Origin of the sequence: Streptomyces sp. NBC_00704 (genome assembly GCF_036226605.1) — a bacterium.
Taxonomy (GTDB): Bacteria; Actinomycetota; Actinomycetes; order Streptomycetales; family Streptomycetaceae; genus Streptomyces.
The window spans coordinates 4101673-4116810 of sequence record NZ_CP109000.1; the positions used below are offsets into that span (position 1 = coordinate 4101673).

Sequence of the window (15138 nt, forward strand, 5' to 3'; positions counted from 1 at the left end):
GGTCCGATGGCGGAAGACTCCGGGTACGACGGAGTGAGCGACCAGGATCTCCTCACCCGCCACGTCGAGGGCGACCCCGACGCCTTCGGTGAGCTCGTGCGGCGTCACCGGGACCGGCTCTGGGCGGTGGCGCTGCGCACGCTGGGGGACCGCGAGGAGGCCGCTGACGCCGTCCAGGACGCCCTCGTCTCCGCCTACCGGGCCGCCCACACCTTCCGCGGCCAGTCCGCCGTCACGACCTGGCTGCACCGCATCACGGTGAACGCGTGCCTGGACCGGGCGCGCAAGGCGGCATCCCGCAAGACCTCTCCGGTGGACGACACCGAGCGCCTGGAGCAGCTCCTCGAACCGCACGAGTCGGCCGCCGCCCCGGCGGAACGCAACGACCTGCACCGCCAGCTCCTGGAAGCGCTCGGCACGCTCCCGCCCGATCAACGTTGCGCCCTGGTCCTCGTGGACATGCAGGGCTACCCGGTCGCCGAAGCCGCCCGCGTACTCGACGTGCCGACCGGAACGGTGAAGAGCCGCTGCGCACGGGGCAGAGCCAGACTCCTCCCCCTGCTCGCCCATCTGCGCCCCGAAGGCTCCCGAGCGGGGAGAGAAGGCGGCCCAGGACGGAACCGGGTCCAGGAGACATCCGTCCCACCGGCAGCGGACCCTCGCACCGAGGGCCCGGACAACGCCGGAACAGGCGATTCAGCTGCTGTGAAGGGCGGAGGTGGGCGAGCGTGACATCGACGACGGACACGACCGGACACCCGGACGTCACCGAGATCTCCGACCTCACCGAGGGCCTGCTCACCCCCGACCGAAGCGCCGCCGTACGTCGCCATCTGGAGTCCTGCGAACTCTGCGCCGACGTCCACGCCTCGCTGGAGGAGATCCGCGGCCTGCTGGGTGACCTTCCCGGGCCACCGCGCATGCCGGACGACGTCTCCCATCGCATCGACGCGGCACTGGCAGCCGAGGCCCTGCTCAACGCCACGGCAGCAGACGACCGCGACAACGCCCACGCACCAGCCGGCGTACACGAACCAGCCGACGTATTCGCCGCCGACAGCGATGGGACCACTGCCCCCGACGGGGTCGGTGTTTCACGTGAAACACCGTCGACGACGGACCGCCCTTCGGGACGACCCCGCGCCACGACCGGCCCGGGACGCAAAGACCGTCCGGGCCGGAGGCGCGGCAACCGGCGCAGGACGGCGTTCCTCGGTGCGGTCTTCACGGCCGCGGCTCTGGGGCTCGGCTCCGTGTTGGTGTCTTCCCTCACAGGCGGCGGCGGAACCCCGGACACGGCGGCCCACCAGACCGCGGCGCCCGACACCTTCTCCGCGAGCAAACTCAAGACGCAGGTCACCGATCTCCTGGCCGCATCCGGCGGCTCTCGCTCGCCGTCCAGCATGGGCATCCAGGGCGAGCCCGAGAACCGGACACCGAAGATCCTTCGGCAGCCCACGGTTCCGCCGTGTGTGCAGAAGGGCATCGGACGCAGCGAAGGAGCCCTGGCCACGGAGACGGGTACATATCAGGGGAAGGACGCCGTGCTCGTCGTGCTGCCCGACGCCACGGACAGCACACGGGTCGACGCCTACATCGTCGACACGGCCTGTGTGGATCATCCGTCGTCGGGCCCGGCCGCGGTGCTGCTGAAAACGAGCTACGTCCGCCGCTGACGAAGCGACGCTTCACCCCGATCCCACGCGGTGGTCACCTCGGGCCCCGCACGACGTCCTCCCTTCGTGTGCCCGGACACAGCGGGAATGTACGCCCCTTAGGATCCGTTGGGTGGGGTGAGAGTCTGCAGAGGCTCCCCCGGTCGACCGACGCTGTCCAGAGACGAGGAACCAAGCCGTGAGCGACGTCCGTAACGTGATCATCATCGGCTCCGGGCCCGCCGGCTACACCGCGGCCCTCTACACCGCGCGCGCCTCGCTGAAGCCGCTGGTGTTCGAAGGCGCCGTCACGGCGGGCGGCGCACTGATGAACACCACCGAGGTGGAGAACTTCCCCGGCTTCCAGGACGGCATCATGGGCCCCGAGCTCATGGACAACATGCGCGCCCAGGCCGAGCGTTTCGGCGCCGAGCTGATCCCCGACGACATCGTCTCCGTCGACCTCACCGGTGAGATCAAGACCGTCACGGACACCGCCGGCACGGTCCACCGCGCCAAGGCCGTCATCGTCACCACCGGCTCGCAGCACCGCAAGCTCGGGCTGCCGAACGAGGACGCCCTCTCCGGCCGCGGTGTCTCCTGGTGCGCCACGTGTGACGGGTTCTTCTTCAAGGACCAGGACATCGCCGTCATCGGCGGCGGTGACACCGCCATGGAGGAGGCCACCTTCCTCTCCCGGTTCGCCAAGTCCGTGACGATCGTCCACCGCCGCGACACCCTGCGCGCCTCCAAGGCGATGCAAGAGCGCGCCTTCGCCGACCCGAAGATCAAGTTCATCTGGGACAGCGAGGTCGCCGAGATCCAGGGCGACCCCAAGCTGGCCGGGCTGAAGCTACGCAACCTCAAGACCGGCGAACTCTCGGACCTGCCGGTGACGGGCCTGTTCATCGCGATCGGCCACGACCCGCGTACCGAGCTCTTCAAGGGGCAGCTGGACCTCGATGAGGAGGGCTACCTGAAGGTCGCCGCGCCCTCCACCCGGACGAACGTGACGGGCGTCTTCGCCGCCGGTGACGTCGTGGACCACACCTACCGTCAGGCGATCACCGCGGCCGGCACCGGCTGCTCCTCCGCTCTCGACGCCGAGCGCTACCTCGCCGCCCTCGCGGACGAGGAGCAGGCCGAGCCCGAGAAGACCTCCGTCTGATCCCCTCCCCCGCACAAGAATGAAGGAGCCCCCTGTGGCCGGCACCCTGAAGAATGTGACCGACGCCGACTTCGAAGAGGTCGTCCTCAAGAGCGACAAGCCTGTCCTGGTGGACTTCTGGGCCGAGTGGTGCGGCCCGTGCCGTCAGATCGCGCCCTCCCTCGAGGCCATCGCGGCCGAGCACGGCGAGAAGATCGAGATCGTCAAGCTCAACATCGACGAGAACCCGAACACGGCCGCCAAGTACGGCGTCATGTCGATCCCGACCCTGAACGTGTACCAGGGCGGCGAGGTCGCCAAGACGATCGTCGGCGCCAAGCCCAAGGCCGCGCTCGTCCGCGACCTGGAGACCTTCATCTCCGAGTGACGCGCCGTTCCGTCGTGCCGACGGTCGATGTTTCACGTGAAACAGGGAAGGGCCGGTCCTCACGGACCGGCCCTTCCCTGTGTCGGATGTCGGAGACCGTCAGAGCGGTCGCAACACCGGCTCCTTCTGGACCGCTCCCAGCAAACGGTCGAGCGCCATCTCCACGTCTTCCTTCCAGGAGAGCGTGCTCCTCAACTCCAGTCTCAGCCGGGGGTGGGCGGGATGAGGGCGCACGGTCTTGAAGCCCACCGCCAGCAGATGATCGGCCGGGAGCAGACAGGCCGGTTCCTTCCATCGGGTGTCGCCGAACGCCTCGATGGCCTTGAAGCCCCGTCTCAGCAGATCCTTGGCGACCGTCTGCACCATCACCCGGCCCAGCCCCTGCCCCTGGTAGCCCGGCATGATGAACGCCGTCATGAGCTGGACGGCGTCCGGTGACACCGGGCTGGTGGGGAAGGCCGTCGAGCGGGGGACATAGGCGGGGGGTGCGTAGAGCACGAAGCCCACGGGGACGTCGTCCACGTAGACGACACGACCGCACGATCCCCAGTCCAACAGGACGGCGGAGATCCAGGCCTCTTTCTCCAGTGCGGTCGTCCCGGCCTTCAGCGCGGCTTCGCCGCTGACGGGATCGAGTTCCCAGAAGACGCACGAGCGACAGCGCTGGGGAAGGTCCTGAACGTTGTCCAGCGTGAGCGGTACGAGCCGACGCCCCATGAAGGCTGTTCCTCGCTTCCTTGGCCCGCTCCACCGCGAGCTGCCGTCAGAGCGCTCCGTTCCCTGAGCAGACTGCCGACGAACCCGCCGACCACGCCCAGCCCCAGTCCGGCGCTCACCAGTCCGGTCCGGCCCATCGTTCGCATGGCCCCCGCCTCCCGCTCCGAGGTACTGCCAGGTGGACGCGCCAAAGCCTTATCGCATCGTATCCACGATGCGATCCCCTCGACAGCGCACGCAAGCAAAGAGCGAGCCGTGTCCGGTACTCACCGGACAACGGCTCGCTCTGAACGGCTCAAGCACGGCACTGTCACTGCCGAGGCCGGGCTCAGCCCTCCGTGTCCTCGCTGTCGCCGTCGCCCAAGCCCTTCGGCAGGACCGGGCCCTCACCGGGAGCAAGGGTGCCGAGGATGCGCTCAAGATCCTCCATCGAGGCGAACTCGACGGTGATCTTGCCCTTCTTCTGGCCGAGGTCGACCTTCACCCGCGTTTCGAAGCGATCCGAAAGCCGGGTCGCGAGCTCGGTCAACGCCGGGGAGACCCGACCGCCGGCCCGCGGCCCCTTGGCCCGCTGGGCCGCCTGCGGACGTGACCCCATGAGGGTCACGATCTCCTCGACGGCCCGCACCGACAGTCCCTCGGCCACGATGCGATGGGCCAGCCGATCCTGCTCCTCCGAGTCGTCGACCGAGAGCAGCGCCCGCGCGTGACCGGCGGAGAGCACACCCGCAGCGACCCGGCGCTGGACCGCCGGAGAGAGCCTCAGCAGACGCAGTGTGTTGGAGACCTGCGGGCGGGACCGACCGATGCGGTCCGCCAACTGGTCATGGGTGCAGTTGAAGTCCTTCAGCAACTGGTCGTAGGCGGCAGCCTCTTCCAACGGATTGAGCTGAGCCCGGTGGAGGTTCTCCAGAAGAGCGTCCAGGAGGAGCTTCTCGTCGTCCGTGGCCCGTACGATCGCCGGGATCGCTTCCAGTCCCGCCATGCGGCAGGCCCGCCAACGCCGCTCACCCATGATCAGCTCATAGCGTGCGGTGTCGACCTGGCGCACGACGACCGGCTGCAGCAGACCGACCTCCTTGATGGAGGTGATCAGCTCGTGCAAGGCGTCGTCGTCGAAGACCTCACGCGGCTGGCGCGGGTTCGGCGTGATCTGGTCGAGGGGAATCTCCGCGAAGTGGGCGCCGATGGGCGGTGCCGGCATCTCCAGGAGATCGCCCGCAGGAATCTCCTCTGTTTCACGTGAAACAGGCGGGAGCGTGGCCACCTTGGCGGCTGCCACCCCCCTCTCCGCCGTCAGGACCGGAACAGCGGCGGGTGACGAGGAGCCCCCGCCTCCCACCGCGGCCTGCGCCGGCGTCTTCTCCGTGGGGGCAGCAGGGATCAATGCCCCCAGGCCACGGCCCAACCCCCTCCGTCGCTCACTCACTGGATCCCCTCCACCATGTTCGGGTTGTTCTGGGCGCCGACATGGGCGTGCGTCGCGTCGTAACTGACGTCGACGCCCTTCAGCGCGAGTTCTCGTGCAGCCTCAAGGTAGGACAGGGCGCCGCTCGATCCCGGATCGTAGGTCAGCACCGTCTGCCCGTAGCTCGGCGCCTCGGAGATACGCACGGAGCGGGGAATGCTCGTTCGCAGCACCTCTTCGCCGAAGTGGGTGCGCACCTCCTCCGCGACCTGCGACGCGAGCCGTGTCCGGCCGTCGTACATGGTGAGCAGGATGGTCGACACATGCAGCTCGGGGTTGAGGTGCCCCCGTACCAGGTCGACGTTACGCAGCAGCTGTCCCAGTCCTTCGAGCGCGTAGTACTCGCACTGGATCGGGATCAGGACCTCGGCGCCGGCCACCAGAGCGTTGACCGTCAGCAGGCCCAGCGACGGCGGACAGTCGATGAGGATGTAGTCCAGCGGCTGTTCGTATGCCTGGATCGCTCTCTGCAAGCGGCTCTCACGCGCCACCAGGGAGACCAGTTCGATCTCGGCACCCGCGAGGTCGATGGTGGCGGGAGCGCAGAAGAGGCCTTCCACGTCCGGCACGGGCTGTACGACTTCAGCGAGGGGGCGGCTGTCGACGAGCACGTCGTAGATGGACGGCACCTCGGCGTGGTGGTCGATTCCCAGAGCCGTGGACGCGTTGCCCTGAGGGTCGAGGTCGACCACCAGGACACGTCCGCCGTGCAGGGCAAGGGACGCGGCGAGGTTGACCGTCGTCGTCGTCTTGCCCACCCCACCCTTCTGGTTGGCGACCACGATCACACGGGTGTGCTCAGGACGTGGCAGGCCCTCGCCGGCTCGACCCAGAGCCTCTACCGCGAGTTGGGCAGCACGACCGATCGGGGTGTCGTCCATCGGAGGCGGTGTTTCACGTGAAACATCCTCCCCAAACGACGACTCGGTACGGGGACCGGGGACCGGATCGGTCATCGGTCCCGCGATGTTGGCGTCGGACCGCAAGGATTCACTCTCCTCGACTTCAGGCTCGCAATGAACAGAGCCTCCCATGCCTTCGGGGTGGTGAACCAGTGAGGCCTGTCGTTCTGTGGAGAAATCCACCTCTGTGGACAACTCCCGTCCCTCATCGAGTGAACCGAGAGGCTTGCGGTCGCGCGGTTCGGCAGCAGCGCGGCCGCGACTGATGATGCCGTGGAGCAAGGAGCGACGTTTCACGTGAAACACGATGCCTGGCGGCCAGGTCGCCGTCTGCGCGACACCCCGGTATGTGCACGTTTGGCTTCTTGAGCCGGATATGCCCTCCGCCAGCCACACCCCGCCAGGGCGCACCCTGCCACCCGGCCCTGAGCACCGAGCACCGAGCACCCGGAACCGTCAGCAGCCGAGGGTTCGGCAGGGCTCGGGCGCGCAGTCCACCAGCCATGCCCGGCCAGGCAGCGCCCTGCCACCCGACCCCTGGCCGGGCCGCACCCGGCCACCCGGCCCCGGTCTGGCTCCCCCCGCCGTCAGCGACGTCGTCTGGTGCGGCCTGTTCGTGCCGCCTTGGCACGCTTGGCCGCGAACCGCACGCCGCCCGGGCTCTCCCCGACCTCGACCCGCACCACCGTGGAGAGGGGATCGACGACGCCCTCCCCGACCTGGAGGATCGAGGTGCCCACGGCACCGAGCTTGCTCAGCGCCGTCGCGGCGCTCTTCAGCTCCTCCTCGGCGGTGTCGCCCTTGAGGGCGAGCATCTCGCCGTAGGGTCGCAGCAGCGGGATGCCCCACGTGGCCAGACGGTCCAGCGGCGCCACGGCACGGGCGGTCACCACGTGGACCGGCGGGATCTTGCCCATGACCTCCTCCGCACGGCCGCGCGCGACGGTCACATGGTCCAGGCCGAGGAGTTCGACGACCTCGGTGAGGAAGTTGGTACGCCGCAGCAGTGGCTCCAGCAGGGTGATCTTCAGGTCCTCCCGCACGAGCGCCAGGGGAATGCCGGGCAGCCCCGCACCCGAACCGACGTCGCACACGGTCACCCCCTCGGGCACGACCTCGGAGAGCACCGCGCAGTTCAGAATGTGCCTCTCCCACAGGCGCGGCACCTCACGCGGACCGATGAGCCCACGCTGCACGCCTGCCTCGGCCAGCAGCTCGGCATACCGGACCGCATCGCCGTAGCGATCGCCGAACACCTCGCGGGCCACTTCGGGCGCGGGGGGGAGCTCCGCTGCCTCCGTCACGGGGACCGTCCTTCCGTACCGCCTCGGCGCCGCTTCGGGCGCCGACCACCAGAACTACCGGGCTGACAAAGACCGGCCCCGTCTGCGCGACAGACGGGGCCGGGGAACGCGTGGATACCGAATCAGTCGGGCAGCACGACGACGAAGCGCTGCGGCTCCTCGCCCTCGGACTCGCTGCGCAGGCCGGCCGCCTTGACCGCGTCGTGGACGACCTTGCGCTCGAAGGGCGTCATCGGCTTCAGCCGCACCGGCTCACCGCTGTTCTTCGCGTCGGCCGCGGCCTTCGCGCCCAGCTCGGAGAGCTCGGAACGCTTGCCCGCACGGTAGCCCGCGATGTCCAGCATCAGCCGACTGCGGTCACCGGTCTCCCGGTGCACGGCCAGGCGCGTCAGCTCCTGCAACGCCTCCAGCACCTCACCGTCCCGGCCGACCAGCTTCTGCAGGTCACGGGTGCCCGCGTCGCTGATGATCGACACAGCGGCGCGATCGGCCTCGACGTCCATGTCGATGTCACCGTCGAGGTCGGCGATGTCCAGCAGACCTTCGAGGTAGTCCGCCGCGATCTCGCCCTCCTGCTCGAGGCGGGTCAGGGTGTCTGCACCCTCGGCGGCGGAGGAGGTGGTGCCTTCCGTCACGGGATGGGCTCCTTCTACTTCTTGGACGGCTACTTCTTGGACGGGGACTTGGGACGCTGCGGACCGCCCTTGCGCTGCCCGGACTGGGCCTTGCTGCGACCCGCGGAACCGGGCTTGGCGGCAGGCTTGGCCCCGGCGGCGCCGGCGGTTCCGGAGGGCTTGTCGTCCTCCGGCTCCTCGGACTTGACCAGCGAGGTGGTCTCACCGGCCGCCTTCGGCGTCGCCGACTGGCGCCGGGACTTCGACTGCCGCTTCGGCTGCTGGCGCTTCGCGGCGGCCCCGCCCGTAGGCGTGCCGTCCTCGGTCTGACCGACGGCCTGGGCCTCGCCCTTGGTCACGACGCCATCGGCCTGGGCCACGAAACCGGCCTTCGACAGGGCGTTGATGAACTTGCGCTCGGCCTCGTTGCGGTCCCGGCCCTTGGCGACGATGGCCTTGACGATGGCCTTCTCGCTGCGCCGGCGCGTCCCGCCGTGGTGCGTGACGTTCTTGTGCAGACGCTCCAGGTAGGCGGCCTGGGCCTTGGAACCCGGCGTCGGGTTGTTGCGGATCACGTACATCTGCTGGCCCATGGTCCACACGTTGGTGGTGAGCCAGTAGACGAGGACACCCACGGGGAAGTTGATGCCGAAGACCGCGAACATGACCGGGAAGACGTACATCAGCATCTTCTGCTGCTGCATGAACGGCGTCTTGACGGAGGTGTCGACGTTCTTCGTCATCAGCTGGCGCTGCGTGAAGAACTGCGAGGCCGACATCAGGACGATCATGATCGCGGTGACCACGCGGACGTCCGTCAGCGAGGCGCCGAGCGCCTCCACCTTCGCCGAGCCGTCGGTGAACTTCGCCGCCAGCGGAGCGCCGAAGATGTGCGCCTTGCGCGCGCTCTCCAGCAGCTGCTCGTTGATGACGCCGATCTTGTCGCCCGTCGCGATGCCGTTGAGCACGTGATACAGGGCGAAGAAGAACGGGGACTGCGCCAGGATGGGAAGGCACGAGGAGAGCGGGTTGGTGCCCGTCTCCTTGTACAGCTTCATCATCTCTTCGGACTGACGCTGTTTGTCGTTCTTGTAGCGCTCCTGGATCTTCTTCATCTCGGGCTGCAGTGTCTGCATGGCCCGGGTCGACTTGATCTGCTTCACGAAGAGCGGGATCAGGCAGATACGGATCAGGATCACCAGGGACACGATCGACAGGCCCCAGGCCCACCCGGTGTCAGGGCCGAAGATCGACCCGTACACCTTGTGGAACTGGACGATGACCCAGGAGACAGGTGTCGTGATGAAGCTGAAGAGGCTGGCAATCGTGTCCACTAATCATGCTCCTTGGGCATGGGACGGTGTCTCTGCGGCCGGGCTCGAAGAGAGGTTCTCGTCGGTGGCCGTTTCGGCGGCGGAGGTCCCGCCCTTGCGTGCACGCCAGGCGTCACGCAGCATTTCGTGCCACCGCGGGCGCTTGCGCGGCGGGACATGGTCCACGCCACCCAGCGACCACGGATTGCACCGCAGGACGCGCCAGGCGGTGAGTGCCGTTCCCTTGATCGCGCCGTGCCGGTCGATGGCCGTGTAGCCGTAGTGAGAGCACGACGGGTAGTACTTGCACACCGGCCCGAGCAGCGGACTGATCGTCCACTGGTAGAGCTTGATGAGAGCCAGCAGCGGGTACTTCATCGCGCGCCCCCTCCCAGTAGCCGTTGAAGGGCGGCGTCCAGGTCTTGGGCCAGCTGTGCGTGGTCGGCGTCGCCCGCCCCGGGCAGCGCCCGTACGACTACCAGGCTACCGGGGGGCAACAGCGTGACCCGGTCGCGCATCAGGTGACGCAGTCTGCGCTTCACCTTGTTGCGCACGACGGCGCCGCCCACGGCCTTGCTGACGACGAAACCCGCACGCGTCGGGGGAGCGCTCTCCCCAGGCGCGTGCGGGTCCGTGGCACCGCTTCGAAGGTGGACGACGAGAGTCGGGCGTCCGGCCCGACGGCCCCGTCGTACCGCGGTCGCGAAGTCCTCGCGCCGCCTCAGCCGATGCTCGGTAGGCAGCACGACGTCATGACCTGATCAGGCTCAGGCGGACAGGTTGGCGCGACCCTTGCTGCGGCGGTTCGCGAGAATCGCGCGGCCGGCACGGGTGCGCATCCGCAGGCGGAAGCCGTGGGTCTTGGCGCGACGACGGTTGTTCGGCTGGAAGGTGCGCTTGCTCACTCGGGGGCTCCAGAAATCAATCGGTGGTGGCGGGGTGCCGTCCTGGCTGTCACCGTGCGCCCACGAGGTAGCTCGCGGTCAACGCCCGAGTGCACCGCTTCCCGATCACCTGACGTGATCTGTGCCCATCGGAGGCAGGCGGCAGCAGCCATCGACAACTCGACCTGGTTACGGTACGCGCGGCTGCGCCATCCGGTCAAACCGGCGGTCGCGGGGAGACACTGTCCACAGGCTGGGGACAACAACTTGAACCGTACCCGCCGCCCTGACTACCGTGGCCGGACTCCGATTCGTTCCTTTGTCCCTGCCCCCGCCCGATATGAATCCCCACCGTCCCACCACCACACGAACGTGGGACCCACGAGAGAGCGTGCCCTGTGGCTGACGTGCCTGCCGATCTTGCCGCAGTGTGGCCACGAGTACTGGAACAGTTCCTCGGTGAGGGCCGTGGCCAGGGCGTCGAGGTGAAGGACGGACACTGGATCCGGCGCTGCCAGCCGCTCGCGCTGGTGGCGGACACGGCCCTGCTGGCCGTCCCCAACGAATTCGCGAAGAACGTCCTCGAAGGACGCCTCGCCCCGATCATCAGCGAGACGCTGAGCCGCGAGTGCGGCCGCCCGATCCGCATCGCGATCACCGTCGACGACTCGGCGGGCGAACCCCCGGCACCGCCGTCCAACTCCGCCCAGCAGCAGCCGCGCTACGAGGAGCCCGAGCTCCCCGCCGGCCCCTACGAGGCACAGGACGGCGGCCGGTACGAGGGACAGGACGGCCGGTACGAGAACCAGTACGAGGGCTACGGCCGGCACCGCGCCGACCAGCTGCCCCCCACGCCGGGCGACCAGCTCCCCGGCTCACGCGCCGACCAGCTGCCCACCGCGCGCCCCGCCTACCCCTCCGAGTACCAGCGCCCGGAACCCGGCGCCTGGCCGCGCCCCCAGCAGGACGAGTACAGCTGGCAGCAGCAGCGGCTCGGCTTCCCCGAGCGCGACCCCTACGCGTCGCCGTCGTCGCAGGACTCCTACGGCGGCCCCGCCGCCCAGGACCCGTACGCCTCCTCCCGCCCGCAGGACTACCGCCCGCAGTCCGCGGAACGGCCGCCCTACGACACCTCGCCCTACGAGCAGAAGCGCCCCGAGTACGACAAGCCCCGCTCCGACTACGACCAGCGCGACGCCGGCCGCCGGGAGCTGTCCGACCCGTCGTCGCAGGGACCCGGCCACCACCACCGCGGCGGACCCGGCGGACCGGGACAGGGCGGCATGGGCGCGCCCGGGCCGTCGGCCGCGCAGTCCTCGCCGACACCCGGACCGGGCGAGCCGACCGCACGCCTGAACCCCAAGTACCTCTTCGACACGTTCGTCATCGGCGCCTCCAACCGCTTCGCGCACGCGGCCGCCGTGGCCGTCGCCGAAGCACCCGCGAAGGCCTACAACCCCCTGTTCATCTACGGGGAGTCAGGCCTCGGCAAGACACACCTGCTGCACGCCATCGGGCACTACGCGCGAAGCCTCTACCCCGGCACGCGCGTGCGGTACGTCAGCTCGGAGGAGTTCACCAACGAGTTCATCAACTCCATCCGCGACGGCAAGGGCGACAGCTTCCGCAAGCGGTACCGCGAGATGGACATCCTGCTCGTCGACGACATCCAGTTCCTCGCGGACAAGGAGTCGACGCAGGAGGAGTTCTTCCACACCTTCAACACCCTCCACAACGCCAACAAGCAGATCGTGCTGTCCAGCGACCGGCCGCCGAAGCAGCTGGTCACGCTGGAGGACCGGCTGCGGAACCGTTTCGAGTGGGGTCTGATCACCGACGTCCAGCCGCCGGAACTGGAGACGCGGATCGCGATCCTGCGCAAGAAGGCGGTGCAGGAACAGCTCAACGCCCCGCCGGAGGTGCTGGAGTTCATCGCCTCACGGATCTCGCGCAACATCCGCGAACTGGAGGGCGCCCTGATCCGGGTGACGGCGTTCGCCTCGCTGAACCGGCAGCCCGTGGACCTGGGCCTGACGGAGATCGTCCTGAAGGACCTGATCCCCGGCGGCGACGACTCCACCCCGGAGATCACCTCGACGGCCATCATGAGCGCGACCGCCGACTACTTCGGGCTCACCATCGAGGACCTGTGCGGCAGCTCGCGCGGCCGCCAGCTCGTCACGGCCCGGCAGATCGCCATGTACCTGTGCCGCGAGCTGACCGACCTGTCGCTGCCGAAGATCGGCGCGCTGTTCGGCGGCCGCGACCACACCACGGTCATGCACGCGGACCGCAAGATCCGCAATCTGATGGCCGAGCGGCGCTCCATCTACAACCAGGTCACCGAGCTGACCAACCGCATCAAGAACGGCTGACGGCGCACCGCGGAGCGCGGCGGCCCGGCCCGGCCGGGGCACCGGCTCACCGCCGCGCGCATCGTGCCTCTGCTGCACGCGGGCCACGCGCGTCCTGGACGTCCGCGAAGGGCGTCCCCGGAACTCCTCCGGGGACGCCCTTCGCCGTTTACCCCAACCTCCGGGCCTCCGGGCCGCCAGGCCCCGCCCAGGGCCATCCCCGCCCAAGGCCACTCGCGGCCCCGCCAGGCAACCCGAAGCCGGGCCGGGGCGGGCCGGGGGTGGGGCGACGCGGCGCCGGGGGTCGGACTCGAGGTGGGCGGCGCACGCCCCGAGGCGGGTCTGCGGAGGGCCTGACGAGGGCCGAGGAAGCCCGAGGAGGGCCGTGGCGGGCTGGATGCGGGCGGGATGCGGGCCGGATGCGGGCCCCGTCGCGGTCGTACAGCGGTCGCTCACCGGTCACCCGGTGTTCGATTAAAGGCCCGGGTTACGGCCTCCCTCCACAGATTCGGTGACTTTTTCCCGTCCACACCCTGGGGACTGCGAAGTTGTCCAGACTGTGTCCACAGGCGTCCCGCGTGCGAGACGATCGAGCGAGGTCAACCGGCTGTGGATTAGTGGACAAAGGTTATCCACAGCCTGTGGACGAAGAAATGATCCACAGGCTGTGCACGGAGTTGTCCACCGGCCGCCCACAGGCTGAAGCCGGTTGTCCCCAGCGATCACCGGCTTCTCCACATGTCTGTCCACTGTTCGGCAACGTGACGCGGCTCCTCACCGCGCCGAGTGAAAGGCGTCACACGAAGTTGCCGAGGCGGGCTGTGGGAAAGCCAACGAAACCTGGGGACGGAGTTGGGGACAAGTCGGCCCTCCCTGTGTACGGAGTGTGCAGAACTTTCTGTTCTCCACAGAAGGCCCGAGTTATCCACTGGCTCCGCCCACAGGGTCGGTGGATAAAAAACCGGCCCTGAGCTGGGAAAACGGGGTTATCCACGGTATCCACAGGCCCTACTACTACTGACAACTAGAGAGAGCGAGGAATCCGTTTCGAAGTGGGACCTGTGCACAACTCGCTGTTCGGCGTCCGGCTGCCCCTCGTCACGACTTGACCCCGAGGGGCACCGACTGACAGTGCGGTGCGTCAGACTGGTCCCCGATGGTCCTTCCCCTCACCGGGGCCGGCCACACCGAGACAGACGACGAAGGCCAGGCAGGGCGAGAAGCGCCGGCAACAGCAGGAGGCGGCAAGAGTGAAGATCCGGGTGGAACGCGACGTACTCGCGGAGGCCGTGGCCTGGGCGGCGCGCAGCCTCCCGGCCCGTCCGCCGGCGCCTGTCCTCGCCGGCCTGCTGCTGAAGGCCGAGGACGGCCAGCTGAGCCTGTCGAGCTTCGACTACGAGGTGTCCGCGCGGGTCTCCGTCGAGACCGAGGTCGAGGAGGAGGGCACCGTCCTCGTCTCGGGCCGTCTGCTCGCGGACATCTGCCGTGCCCTGCCGAACCGTCCGGTGGAGATCTCCACAGACGGTGTGCGGGCCACGGTGGTCTGCGGCCCCTCGCGCTTCACCCTCCACACCCTGCCCGTGGAGGAGTACCCGTCGCTGCCGCAGATGCCGAACGCGACGGGCACCGTCCCCGGTGACGTCTTCGCCTCCGCCGCCGCCCAGGTCGCCATCGCCGCGGGCCGCGACGACACGCTGCCCGTGCTCACCGGTGTGCGCATCGAGATCGAGGGCGACACCGTCACGCTGGCCTCCACCGACCGCTACCGCTTCGCGGTCCGCGAGTTCCTGTGGAAGCCGGAGAACCCGGACGCGTCCGCGGTCGCCCTGGTGCCCGCCAAGACGCTCCTGGACACGGCCAAGGCGCTCACGAGCGGCGACAGCGTCACCCTGGCGCTGTCCGGCGGCGGCTCGGGCGAGGGCCTGATCGGCTTCGAGGGCGCGGGCCGGCGGACGACGACCCGTCTCCTGGAGGGCGACCTCCCGAAGTACCGCACGCTGTTCCCGACCGAGTTCAACTCCGTCGCCGTGATCGAGACCGCCCCCTTCGTGGAGGCCGTGAAGCGCGTGGCCCTGGTCGCCGAGCGCAACACCCCGGTGCGCCTCAGCTTCGAGCAGGGCGTGCTCATCCTGGAGGCCGGCTCCAGCGACGACGCACAGGCTGTGGAGAGGGTCGACGCCCAGCTGGAGGGCGACGACATCTCGATCGCCTTCAACCCGACCTTCCTGCTGGACGGCCTGAGCGCCATCGACTCGCCCGTGGCCCAGCTGTCCTTCACGACGTCCACCAAGCCCGCGCTGCTCAGCGGCAAGCCGGCCCTGGACGCCGAGGCGGACGACGCCTACAAGTACCTGATCATGCCGGTGCGGCTGAGCGGCTGAGCGGGTCCGGC

At 69.0% G+C, this 15138-nt stretch carries 15 protein-coding genes; 6 read left to right on the top strand and 9 right to left on the bottom strand.

Going from position 1 to position 15138, the window contains the following annotated elements; all coding sequences use genetic code 11:
- Window positions 1-6: 6 nt before the first annotated feature.
- From sigM to trxA, 4 genes are all read left to right on the top strand, one after another.
- Window positions 7-732 (top strand): RNA polymerase sigma factor SigM, encoded by a 726-nt coding sequence (gene sigM / locus OG802_RS17880; protein WP_329411719.1) that lies wholly within the window; start codon window positions 7-9, stop codon window positions 730-732.
- Complete coding sequence (locus OG802_RS17885) at window positions 729-1676, top strand: anti-sigma factor family protein (RefSeq protein ID WP_329411722.1); 948 nt, start codon at window positions 729-731, stop codon at window positions 1674-1676. The genes sigM and OG802_RS17885 overlap by 4 nt, the downstream gene beginning before the upstream one ends.
- Before the next feature lie 178 nt (window positions 1677-1854).
- Entirely contained in the window at window positions 1855-2823 is a 969-nt protein-coding gene (trxB, locus tag OG802_RS17890) for a thioredoxin-disulfide reductase (RefSeq protein ID WP_329411724.1), read from the top strand.
- A gap of 34 nt (window positions 2824-2857) precedes the next feature.
- Window positions 2858-3190 carry a thioredoxin gene (gene trxA, locus OG802_RS17895; RefSeq protein ID WP_109004575.1) on the top strand — a complete coding sequence of 111 codons (333 nt, stop codon included), beginning with the start codon at window positions 2858-2860 and terminating at the stop codon, window positions 3188-3190.
- A gap of 99 nt (window positions 3191-3289) precedes the next feature.
- On the opposite strand, the gene OG802_RS17900 is transcribed toward trxA, so the two are convergent.
- From OG802_RS17900 to rpmH, 9 genes are all read right to left on the bottom strand, one after another.
- Window positions 3290-3907 (bottom strand): GNAT family N-acetyltransferase, encoded by a 618-nt coding sequence (locus tag OG802_RS17900; protein ID WP_329411728.1) that lies wholly within the window; start codon window positions 3905-3907, stop codon window positions 3290-3292.
- A 328-nt stretch (window positions 3908-4235) separates the two neighbouring features.
- Entirely contained in the window at window positions 4236-5336 is a 1101-nt protein-coding gene (locus tag OG802_RS17905; protein WP_329411730.1) for a ParB/RepB/Spo0J family partition protein, read from the bottom strand.
- Window positions 5333-6409, bottom strand: coding sequence for a ParA family protein (locus OG802_RS17910; RefSeq protein ID WP_329417151.1), 1077 nt, complete (start codon window positions 6407-6409; stop codon window positions 5333-5335). The genes OG802_RS17905 and OG802_RS17910 overlap by 4 nt, the downstream gene beginning before the upstream one ends.
- Before the next feature lie 455 nt (window positions 6410-6864).
- Window positions 6865-7581: a 16S rRNA (guanine(527)-N(7))-methyltransferase RsmG gene (gene rsmG / locus OG802_RS17915; protein ID WP_329411732.1), complete on the bottom strand. Its 717-nt coding sequence runs from the start codon at window positions 7579-7581 to the stop codon at window positions 6865-6867.
- A gap of 122 nt (window positions 7582-7703) precedes the next feature.
- A complete protein-coding gene (locus tag OG802_RS17920; RefSeq protein WP_329411734.1) occupies window positions 7704-8216 on the bottom strand; it encodes a Jag family protein in 513 nt (170 codons plus the stop codon).
- A 29-nt stretch (window positions 8217-8245) separates the two neighbouring features.
- Window positions 8246-9529: a membrane protein insertase YidC gene (gene yidC, locus OG802_RS17925; protein WP_329411735.1), complete on the bottom strand. Its 1284-nt coding sequence runs from the start codon at window positions 9527-9529 to the stop codon at window positions 8246-8248.
- Between the two features lie 3 nt (window positions 9530-9532).
- Window positions 9533-9886: a membrane protein insertion efficiency factor YidD gene (gene yidD / locus OG802_RS17930; protein WP_329411737.1), complete on the bottom strand. Its 354-nt coding sequence runs from the start codon at window positions 9884-9886 to the stop codon at window positions 9533-9535.
- Window positions 9883-10254, bottom strand: coding sequence for a ribonuclease P protein component (rnpA, locus tag OG802_RS17935; RefSeq protein WP_329411738.1), 372 nt, complete (start codon window positions 10252-10254; stop codon window positions 9883-9885). The genes yidD and rnpA overlap by 4 nt, the downstream gene beginning before the upstream one ends.
- 21 nt (window positions 10255-10275) lie before the next feature.
- Window positions 10276-10413, bottom strand: coding sequence for a 50S ribosomal protein L34 (rpmH, locus tag OG802_RS17940; RefSeq protein ID WP_018846094.1), 138 nt, complete (start codon window positions 10411-10413; stop codon window positions 10276-10278).
- A 377-nt stretch (window positions 10414-10790) separates the two neighbouring features.
- Here rpmH and dnaA point away from each other — a divergent pair, with 377 nt between their 5' ends.
- Window positions 10791-12767, top strand: coding sequence for a chromosomal replication initiator protein DnaA (gene dnaA / locus OG802_RS17945; protein WP_329411740.1), 1977 nt, complete (start codon window positions 10791-10793; stop codon window positions 12765-12767).
- A 1229-nt stretch (window positions 12768-13996) separates the two neighbouring features.
- The gene (gene dnaN, locus OG802_RS17950) at window positions 13997-15127 is read left to right on the top strand and encodes a DNA polymerase III subunit beta (RefSeq protein ID WP_329411742.1); all 1131 of its coding nucleotides are present in this window, start codon (window positions 13997-13999) and stop codon (window positions 15125-15127) included.
- Window positions 15128-15138: the final 11 nt, after the last annotated feature.